Source organism: Bacteroides sp. CAG:633, assembly GCF_000435115.1.
Lineage (GTDB): Bacteria > Bacteroidota > Bacteroidia > Bacteroidales > Bacteroidaceae > Bacteroides > Bacteroides ndongoniae.
Genome location: NZ_FR883148.1, coordinates 16,533 through 24,624 on the forward strand (window position 1 = coordinate 16,533; position 8,092 = coordinate 24,624).

Sequence of the window (8,092 nt, forward strand, 5' to 3'; positions counted from 1 at the left end):
GTTCAGTGCTGACAGCAAAATGTTGGCTTTTATCCGCTTCGATGAAAGCCAGGTACCCTCCTACTCTTTCCCCCTCTTTGCCGGACAGGCTCCGCACATCAGTGCTTTCGAAAAATATCCGGGTGAATACACCTACAAATATCCCAAGACAGGCGAAGCTAACTCGAAAGTAAGCGTACACACTTTCGACATCAAGACGAAAGTAACCCGTAAGATGCAGGTTCCATTGGACGAAGATGGATACATTCCCCGCATCCGCTTCACACAAGACCCGAACAAACTGGCCATCATGACACTGAACCGCCACCAGAACCGTCTTGACCTGTACTTCGGCGATCCGCGCAGTACGGTCTGCAAACTGGCTTTGCGCGACGAAAGTGATACCTATATCAACGAAAGCGTATTCGACAATATTGTTTTCTACCCCGAACACTTCAGTTTTGTCAGCGAACGCAGCGGTTTCAACCACCTATATTGGTACAGTATGGGAGGTAATCTGGTAAAACAGGTGACTGACGGACAATATGAAGTAAAAGAATTCTTAGGTTATGCACCCGAAGAGGGAGCCTTCTATTTCACAAGCAATGAAGAAAGTCCGATGCGTACAGCAGTCTACAAAATAGACCGTAAGGGCAAGAAGATCAAGCTGTCTACTAAAGAAGGAACCAATAGTGCACAATTCAGTACGGACATGAAATACTTCATGAACCGCTATTCGAATGCCAATACTCCTACCGTAATCACTTTGAACGACAATACAGGAAAAGTACTGACCACCCTGGTAGACAATGCTTCGCTGAAGAAGAAACTGGCAGCCTGCCAGATGCCACAGAAGGAGTTCTTCACTTTCCAGACTTCGGAAGGAGTGAAACTGAATGGCTGGATGCTGAAACCCGCCAATTTCTCAGCTTCCACGAAGTATCCTGTCATTCAATACCAATACAGCGGCCCTGGATCGCAAGAGGTGAAGGATGCCTTCAACATCAGTTGGGAGAACTATATGGCTTCGCAAGGATACATCGTAGTTTGTGTAGACGGACGTGGCACAGGCGGACGCGGTGCTGAATTTGCCAAATGTACTTACCTGAACTTAGGTGTAAAAGAAGCTCGCGACCAGGTGGAAACAGCCCTCTATCTGGGTACGCTGCCGTATGTAGACAAGAATCGTATCGGCATCTGGGGATGGAGCTTCGGAGGCTACATGACACTGATGAGCATGAGCGAAGGCAGACCGGTGTTCAAAGCGGGTGTAGCAGTAGCAGCCGTCACCGACTGGAACTATTATGATACCATCTACGGCGAACGTTTCATGCGTACTCCCAAAGAAAACGGAGAAGGTTACAAAACCTCTTCGGCCATTACACGTGCCGACAAACTGAGCGGAAACCTGTTGCTGGTACATGGTATGGCCGATGACAACGTACACTACCAGAACTGTGCTGAATATGCCGAACAGCTGGTTCAGCTGGGCAAGCAGTTTGACATGCAAATCTACACCAACCGGAACCACAGTATTTTCGGCGGTAATACACGTCTGCACCTGTACACCAAACTGACTAATTTCTTCAAAAATAACCTTTAAGATTAATGGAGAATGAATCATTCTCCATTATCTATCATCAATCTCAATCATCGAAATGGAAAGAGTACGCAAGCCCGAATGGCTGAAAATAAATATCGGTGCCAACGAACGCTACACCGAAACCAAACGTATTGTAGAATCCCATTGCCTGCACACCATCTGCAGTAGCGGCCGTTGTCCCAATATGGGCGAATGTTGGGGAAAAGGGACTGCCACTTTTATGATAGGCGGCGACATCTGTACCCGAAGCTGTAAATTCTGCAATACGCTGACCGGGAAGCCTCTGCCCCTTGACCCAGGTGAGCCGGCACACGTAGCCGAATCTGTTTCGCTGATGAAACTGTCGCACGCAGTTGTCACCTCGGTAGACCGTGATGACCTGCCCGACCTTGGAGCTGCTCATTGGGCAAAAACCATTCGGGAAATCAGGCGACAGAATCCGGAGACAACCATTGAGGTGCTGATTCCTGACTTCCAGGGACGAAGAGAGCTGGTAGAACAGGTTATAGAAGCCCAGCCCGACATCATCTCGCACAACATGGAAACGGTACGGCGTATCAGTCCGCTGGTACGTAGCGCAGCACGCTATGACACGAGCCTGGAGGTATTGCATCAGATAGCCGAAAGCGGCATCACTACCAAATCGGGTATCATGGTCGGTTTGGGAGAGACACCGCAAGAAGTAGAAGAACTGATGGACGACCTACGACGCATCGGATGCCATATCCTGACCATCGGTCAATACCTGCAACCCAGCCATAAACATTATCCGGTGGCCGAATACGTCACACCGGCGCAATTTGCCGCATACAAAAAGACAGGACTGGATAAAGGATTTACGCAGGTAGAAAGTGCTCCGCTGGTACGTTCGTCTTATCATGCCGAAAAACAGATATTGGCTATGAAGAAACGATGATTATCCATAAGAGTCCTACCCTTGCATAAAACTCATTTTAAATTAAAATTGGTAATAAACAATCGGTCTCTCAAACGATTAATCATATACTGAATTATTAATTGCGGGCTACTTGTACGCGAAATCGCGAATACCATACGTGTGCAACCGGAGCAACGGCAACGGCCAATGCCATGACTGTCAGCGCCAGCAACAGTTCGACAAACAGGTTCCATCCATATCGGGCAAACACGATACCCGTCAGCGAACCAATCAGACTGGAACCTGCATAATAGAACAGCCAGTAAATGCTGGTAGCAGTGCTTTTGGCAAAAGCAGCATGAGCCGATACAATACGGCTGGCCATTGTATGAGCACCGAAAAATGCGAACGTAAACAGTCCCAACCCCAGGATCAGCACGCCCAGATGCATCACCAACAGCAATACAAGCCCTACACACATCAGCAAGAGTGCCCATTGCAACAACATCCCCGGATTGTACCTGTCGGACAAACGGCCGGTAACGAGCGAACCGGCTACCCCTGCCGTATACATCATAAATATCATGGCCACCACCTCGTGCGAAAGCCCGAATGCAGGTGAAACAAGCAAAACCGACAAATAATTGTACACACTGACAAATGTACCCATCGACAATGCAGCAACTAAATACATGCAGATGAGTTGCGGATGAAGCAGCAAAGACTTCATTTGCCTGATTTTCTCTTTAAAGGATATAGGAACTACTGTCGAATGACCGGATGCGGGAATCTTGCGGATAAAGAAATACCCTAATACCAAACTTACTCCTCCAATCACAGCCACTGCATACTGCCACCCAACCCATCCGGACAGAAGAGTTCCTGCCACACGCCCGGACATGCCCCCAATGGTATTACCACTTAAATATAGGCTGATTGCCAGTCCTATCATCGGTTTGTCCACTTCGTCCGTCAGATAGGCCAAAGCTACAGCCGACACGGCAGACAAAGCTATGCCTTTCAGAAAACCGACAACAAGCAGCAAGGGGAATACGGTAATAAAGGCAGATGCCAAAGTCAGAACGGCAGAAACCAGTAATCCGATTCCCATCAGCCGCTCACGTACAAAAGCATCCGCTTTAAAAGCAAACAAAAACAAACCGACAGCCATCCCTAACGTAGAAGCTGACACCGCAAGACTGCTGTTGGCAAGATCGGTATGGAAAAACACACACAACTCGGAGAGCATCGGCTGAAAAAGATACAACTGTGCAAAGACAGACAAGCCGGACAGGAACATACAGTTTCGTATGGTCCGGAATCTCTTACGGCTATCCGTAGCTATAGGTGTGCGAAGCATGGCTTTCATATTATGTCCTCCTCTCTTCAAGTTTTGATGCAGCAAAAGTAAACCATTAAACAAAAAAGGTATATATCTGAAAAACTCATATTTTCGATAGAATCTATCGGTAATAACGATAAGCCTATACAGCAACACGCACCCAAAACAATAGAGAAAAGATACTCACCAGCATCCATATATTACAATATCCTAAAAAGAATGAGTTTCTTCTTATGAAAAATTACTTTGATGCAGTCTAAACAGAGAAAAAGAAAAAACAATTGTCCCTTTGCTTGTGTTATACGTAAAAAGCAGAATCATACGAGTTATGGGTCAACAAAGAGTCTTATCATCCAAGTTCAACATGTCCGTAGGATTTCTTCCAGCCGTTATAGCCATATTGCTCAGCGGCTTCGCCTCACAGGACATATCGGTATACGCCGGTGCTGCAACGGGAATAGCTGCCAGTCTACACAGCTATTTCCGGAAGGGAGCGTATATTCCTCAAATCATATTATATGCTACCACAACCATGCTGACACTGTTGGCCGTTATCGGTATTTTTACTGCCGACTATTGTTCCGACCTTTTATTCCCACTCATGATCGAAGGATGCTGCCTGCTAGTTCCTTTCCTCATATTTCTGAACCGCAAACGTTTCCTGAGGCGTTATCAATGCAAGTCGTCAGAATGTTGCAAACAGTTTTATGCGCAAGGAGCCGAAGCCGCCATCGTATCCTCCAGAGTCATTCTGCTTTTCGGTTTTCTGCATTTTCTTGGTCTGTTTGCCGCTTATCTGCTAAACAGTCCGGCCCACAGTGCCACAGGGCTCTTCCTGTTGCGCATCACTCCCCCGGCCGTGTTCATAGCCGGTATGCTGTTCAACCAGTTCGGCATCCTCTATTTCAACAGAATGATGCAGCATACCATTTTCCTCCCCATTGTCAACATACGGGGCGATGTAACCGGAAAAATACAGGCTGCCGATGTAGTCAACCGCCGACGCGACTTCATTGTCCCCGTAGTGCGTATAGCCGTAGCGTCGCACGGCATGCTGTTCCTCCGTCCGCGTCCCCAATGCAGTAACTACGATGCCAACAAGACTGACCTGTTGATGGAAGACTACCTGATATATGGCGAGACACTGGAACAGTGTGTGCAACGCATTCTTAAGAAGAACGTTCCGGAATCCTGGAAGAAACACCTTTGCTTCAACCTGAAGTATCACTACGAAAACCAGCAAACCAACCGTCTGGTCTACCTCTTCCTGCTCGATGTAGAAGACGACTCGGCCTTGTGCGACAGCAATTTCAGGGGAGCCAAGCTATGGACACTGTCCCAAATAGAGCAGAATCTGGGAATGAACTACTTCAGCGAGTGCTTCGAATACGAATACGAGCACCTGAAAGGCATTATTTATACAAGAGAAAAATACAAGGAATCTTAGACAGATCGGGCACCTTGCCGCGCCATTCGTTCACGGTACGTGTACGGATGTACTCGCCTTCGCAGGTAATGTTGGCTGCGATGCAGAGCTTCGTCTGCGGACGGCAATTGTGCAGAATATCCTCAACCATCTTATTGTTCCGGTAAGGGGTCTCGATGAACAACTGTGTCTGGTGTTCGGCATATACCCGCTGCTCCAGAGCTTTCAGCTTTTTGGCCCGTTCGGCGGGTTCGATGGGCAGATAGCCGTTGAAAGCAAAACTCTGACCGTTGAATCCGGAACCCATGACAGACAGAATGATGGAAGAAGGCCCTACCAGCGGAACCACCTTCAGCCCCTTGCGCTGGGCAATGGCTACCACGTCGGCTCCCGGATCGGCCACAGCCGGACAACCGGCTTCGGAAATGACTCCCATGGACTGCCCTTCGGCAAGTGGTTTCAGATAGCCCGATATGGCTTCGGGCGATGTATGCTTGTTCAGCGGATAGAATGTCAGCGAATCGATATCGATACCCTTATCCACCTTTTTAAGAAAACGGCGTGCCGAACGCACATCTTCGACGATAAAGTGGCGTATCTGCAAAATAATCTCCTTATTATAAGCCGGCAACACGGTCTCGACCGGTGTATCACCCAGCGTGACGGGCAAAAGATAAAGCGCTGTATCCATTCTGATTCAACTGAAATAAAGAATAATAATAAGAAAAAAGGCTGTGCCAGGACGGACAGCGGCCACTGGCCGCATCGCGCACTGACACACCCTTGTTATGAAACATCCGGCGTTTAGCCGTAGATGATATTTCCGTTTGCGTCCTTATACTCATCCAGGCCCTTCTCATAGGTAGCCATGGCGCGCAGACTCATACCTACGCTGGAGAAACCTCCGTCGTGATACAGGTTCTGCATGGTCACCTTGCGGGTCAGGTCGGAGAACATGACAATACAATAGTCGGCACATTCTTCGGCCGATGCGTTGCCCAGCGGAGACATGCGGTTGGCAAAGTCGAACAGTTTGTCCATACCCTTCACACCCGAACCGGCTGTAGTCATGGTAGGCGACTGCGAGATGGTATTGATACGTACATGATGCTCGCGACCGTAGATGTAGCCGAAGCTGCGGGCGATAGACTCCAACAGAGCCTTGGCGTCGGCCATGTCGTTGTAGCCGTAGAATGTACGCTGTGCAGCCACGTAGCTCAATGCCAGAATCGAACCGTATTCGGCAATGGCATTCATCTTCTTGGCTGCCTGAATCATTTTATGGAAAGAGACGGCTGAGATATCCAGCGTCTTGCTCAACATGTCGTAGTCCAGGTCGTCGTACGTACGTTTTTTACGCACATTGGGAGACATACCGATGGAATGAAGCACGAAATCGATCTGGCCGCCCAATACTTCCATAGAGCGCTTGAAGACATTCTCCAGATCCTCCACACTGGTAGCATCGGCAGGAATCACCTCGCAATGCAACTTGTCGGCCAATGCCGATACTTCGCCCATGCGCACGGCGACAGGTGTGTTCGACAAAGTGATTACAGCACCTTCTTCTACTGCTTTTTCTGCTACTTTCCAGGCAATGGACTGCTCGTTCAGAGCACCGAATATAATGCCTCTTTTTCCTTTCAACAAATTGTAACTCATACTACATTAATTAAATTTGAGGCTGCAAAGATAGTGAGTTTATCCGGAAGTCTATCGAAAATTGTTGAAAGAAAGCACCAAAAGACAAAAAATCCACCTAATTCTTCAATTTGTCCACCAAAAACAAAGCGGATAATCCTACTTTTGCAGGGTAAATACACCTGATACAGGGCGGAGGGACCACCAGACGGCAGACGACGAAGGCAGTCCGTCCGCAAAGCAGATTTTACAAGAAAAGACATCATACGCCGAAACCATGAAAAAGAAAATCCTCATCCTGCTGGGCCTGTTGGGGGCTACAGCCTTCGGTGCGGCTGCCGAGAAAAGCCGTACTGTCAACTTAGAACTCAGAAACACGTGGACTCGCCAACAGAAAGACGCACCCGTCGTCGTCAGGCTGAACGAACTGAATGTGGACTTCGCCGTACGGTCGGCCACGGTGAAGGACGGCACACAAGAAATACCTTCGCAACTGGACGACTTAGACGGCGACCGGACGGCCGACGAGCTGGCCTTCGTCATCGACATGCCTGCCCGAAGCACCCGGCAGATCCGCATCACGCTGTCCGACAGCCTGCCACAGAAAGCCTATGCGCCCCGCGTATCGGCCCAGTTGCTGATACGCGATGCCAAGAAGGGGAAACATGCCCCGGTTCAGTCGGTCACCGTGCCGGGAACGACGAACTTCTATAATATGGTATATGGCCACGGACCCATGTTCGAATCGGAATTAGTGGGCTACCGTATCTACTTCAACGAAAAGCAGACCATCGACCCCTACGGAAAGTTTACCCCAAGACTGGAACTGACCGAAAGCCGGTTCTATCCCACCGACGAACAGCTGGCACGAGGATTTGGCGACGACGTGCTGATGGTGGGCAACAGTTGCGGCATCGGCACCCTGAAGGGTTGGGACGGACAGAAGGCTGTCCACATCGCCCCGGTGGCCACCCGGACAGAGCGCATCCTGGCGGACGGTCCGGTGCGCGCCGTTGTCGAGGTGGAAGTGCAGGGGTGGGAGTATCAGGGCAGCTGCCTCGACATGACCCAACGGTACATTCTGTATGCCGGACACCGCGACCTGCGCATCGAGACTTCGTTCTCGCATCCGCTGGCCGAAGAGGTGTTCTGCACCGGCGTACAGAACATCATGGGCAACGAAACCGTTGCCTACAGCGACCACCGAGGACTGACCGGCAGCTG

Annotated in this window: 7 protein-coding genes; 4 read left to right on the forward strand and 3 right to left on the reverse strand. The window is 49.4% G+C overall.

Going from position 1 to position 8,092, the window contains the following annotated elements; translation table 11 throughout:
• Together QVP67_RS14225 and lipA are read left to right on the forward strand one after the other, a co-directional pair.
• The coding region (locus QVP67_RS14225; RefSeq protein WP_288180259.1) for a S9 family peptidase at window positions 1-1,582 on the forward strand (1,582 nt) is incomplete at its 5' end.
• A gap of 55 nt (window positions 1,583-1,637) precedes the next feature.
• A complete protein-coding gene (lipA, locus tag QVP67_RS14230; RefSeq protein ID WP_022164220.1) occupies window positions 1,638-2,498 on the forward strand; it encodes a lipoyl synthase in 861 nt (286 codons plus the stop codon).
• A gap of 97 nt (window positions 2,499-2,595) precedes the next feature.
• On the opposite strand, the gene QVP67_RS14235 is transcribed toward lipA, so the two are convergent.
• Window positions 2,596-3,828 carry an MFS transporter gene (locus QVP67_RS14235; RefSeq protein WP_288180260.1) on the reverse strand — a complete coding sequence of 411 codons (1,233 nt, stop codon included), beginning with the start codon at window positions 3,826-3,828 and terminating at the stop codon, window positions 2,596-2,598.
• 301 nt (window positions 3,829-4,129) lie between these two features.
• Between QVP67_RS14235 and QVP67_RS14240 the strand changes: the two genes are divergently transcribed.
• Window positions 4,130-5,248 carry a hypothetical protein gene (locus QVP67_RS14240; protein ID WP_288180261.1) on the forward strand — a complete coding sequence of 373 codons (1,119 nt, stop codon included), beginning with the start codon at window positions 4,130-4,132 and terminating at the stop codon, window positions 5,246-5,248.
• Here QVP67_RS14240 and QVP67_RS14245 read toward each other — a convergent pair.
• Complete coding sequence (locus QVP67_RS14245) at window positions 5,214-5,918, reverse strand: SAM-dependent methyltransferase (protein WP_022164223.1); 705 nt, start codon at window positions 5,916-5,918, stop codon at window positions 5,214-5,216. The genes QVP67_RS14240 and QVP67_RS14245 overlap by 35 nt on opposite strands.
• A 113-nt stretch (window positions 5,919-6,031) precedes the next feature.
• Window positions 6,032-6,889, reverse strand: a complete 858-nt coding sequence (locus tag QVP67_RS14250) for an enoyl-ACP reductase FabI (RefSeq protein WP_022164224.1) — start codon at window positions 6,887-6,889, stop codon at window positions 6,032-6,034.
• A gap of 256 nt (window positions 6,890-7,145) precedes the next feature.
• Here QVP67_RS14250 and QVP67_RS14255 point away from each other — a divergent pair.
• On the forward strand, window positions 7,146-8,092 hold a 947-nt coding region (locus QVP67_RS14255; RefSeq protein ID WP_288180262.1), incomplete at its 3' end, for a DUF4861 domain-containing protein.

What these genes read in the sequence shown, in the direction of transcription:
- lipA (WP_022164220.1), top strand. Translation starts at nt 1,638, where the DNA reads ATGGAAAGAGTACGCAAGCCCGAATGGCTGAAAATAAATATCGGTGCC.
- QVP67_RS14235 (WP_288180260.1), bottom strand. Translation starts at nt 3,828, where the DNA reads ATGAAAGCCATGCTTCGCACACCTATAGCTACGGATAGCCGTAAGAGA.
- QVP67_RS14240 (WP_288180261.1), top strand. Translation starts at nt 4,130, where the DNA reads ATGGGTCAACAAAGAGTCTTATCATCCAAGTTCAACATGTCCGTAGGA.
- QVP67_RS14245 (WP_022164223.1), bottom strand. Translation starts at nt 5,918, where the DNA reads ATGGATACAGCGCTTTATCTTTTGCCCGTCACGCTGGGTGATACACCG.
- QVP67_RS14250 (WP_022164224.1), bottom strand. Translation starts at nt 6,889, where the DNA reads ATGAGTTACAATTTGTTGAAAGGAAAAAGAGGCATTATATTCGGTGCT.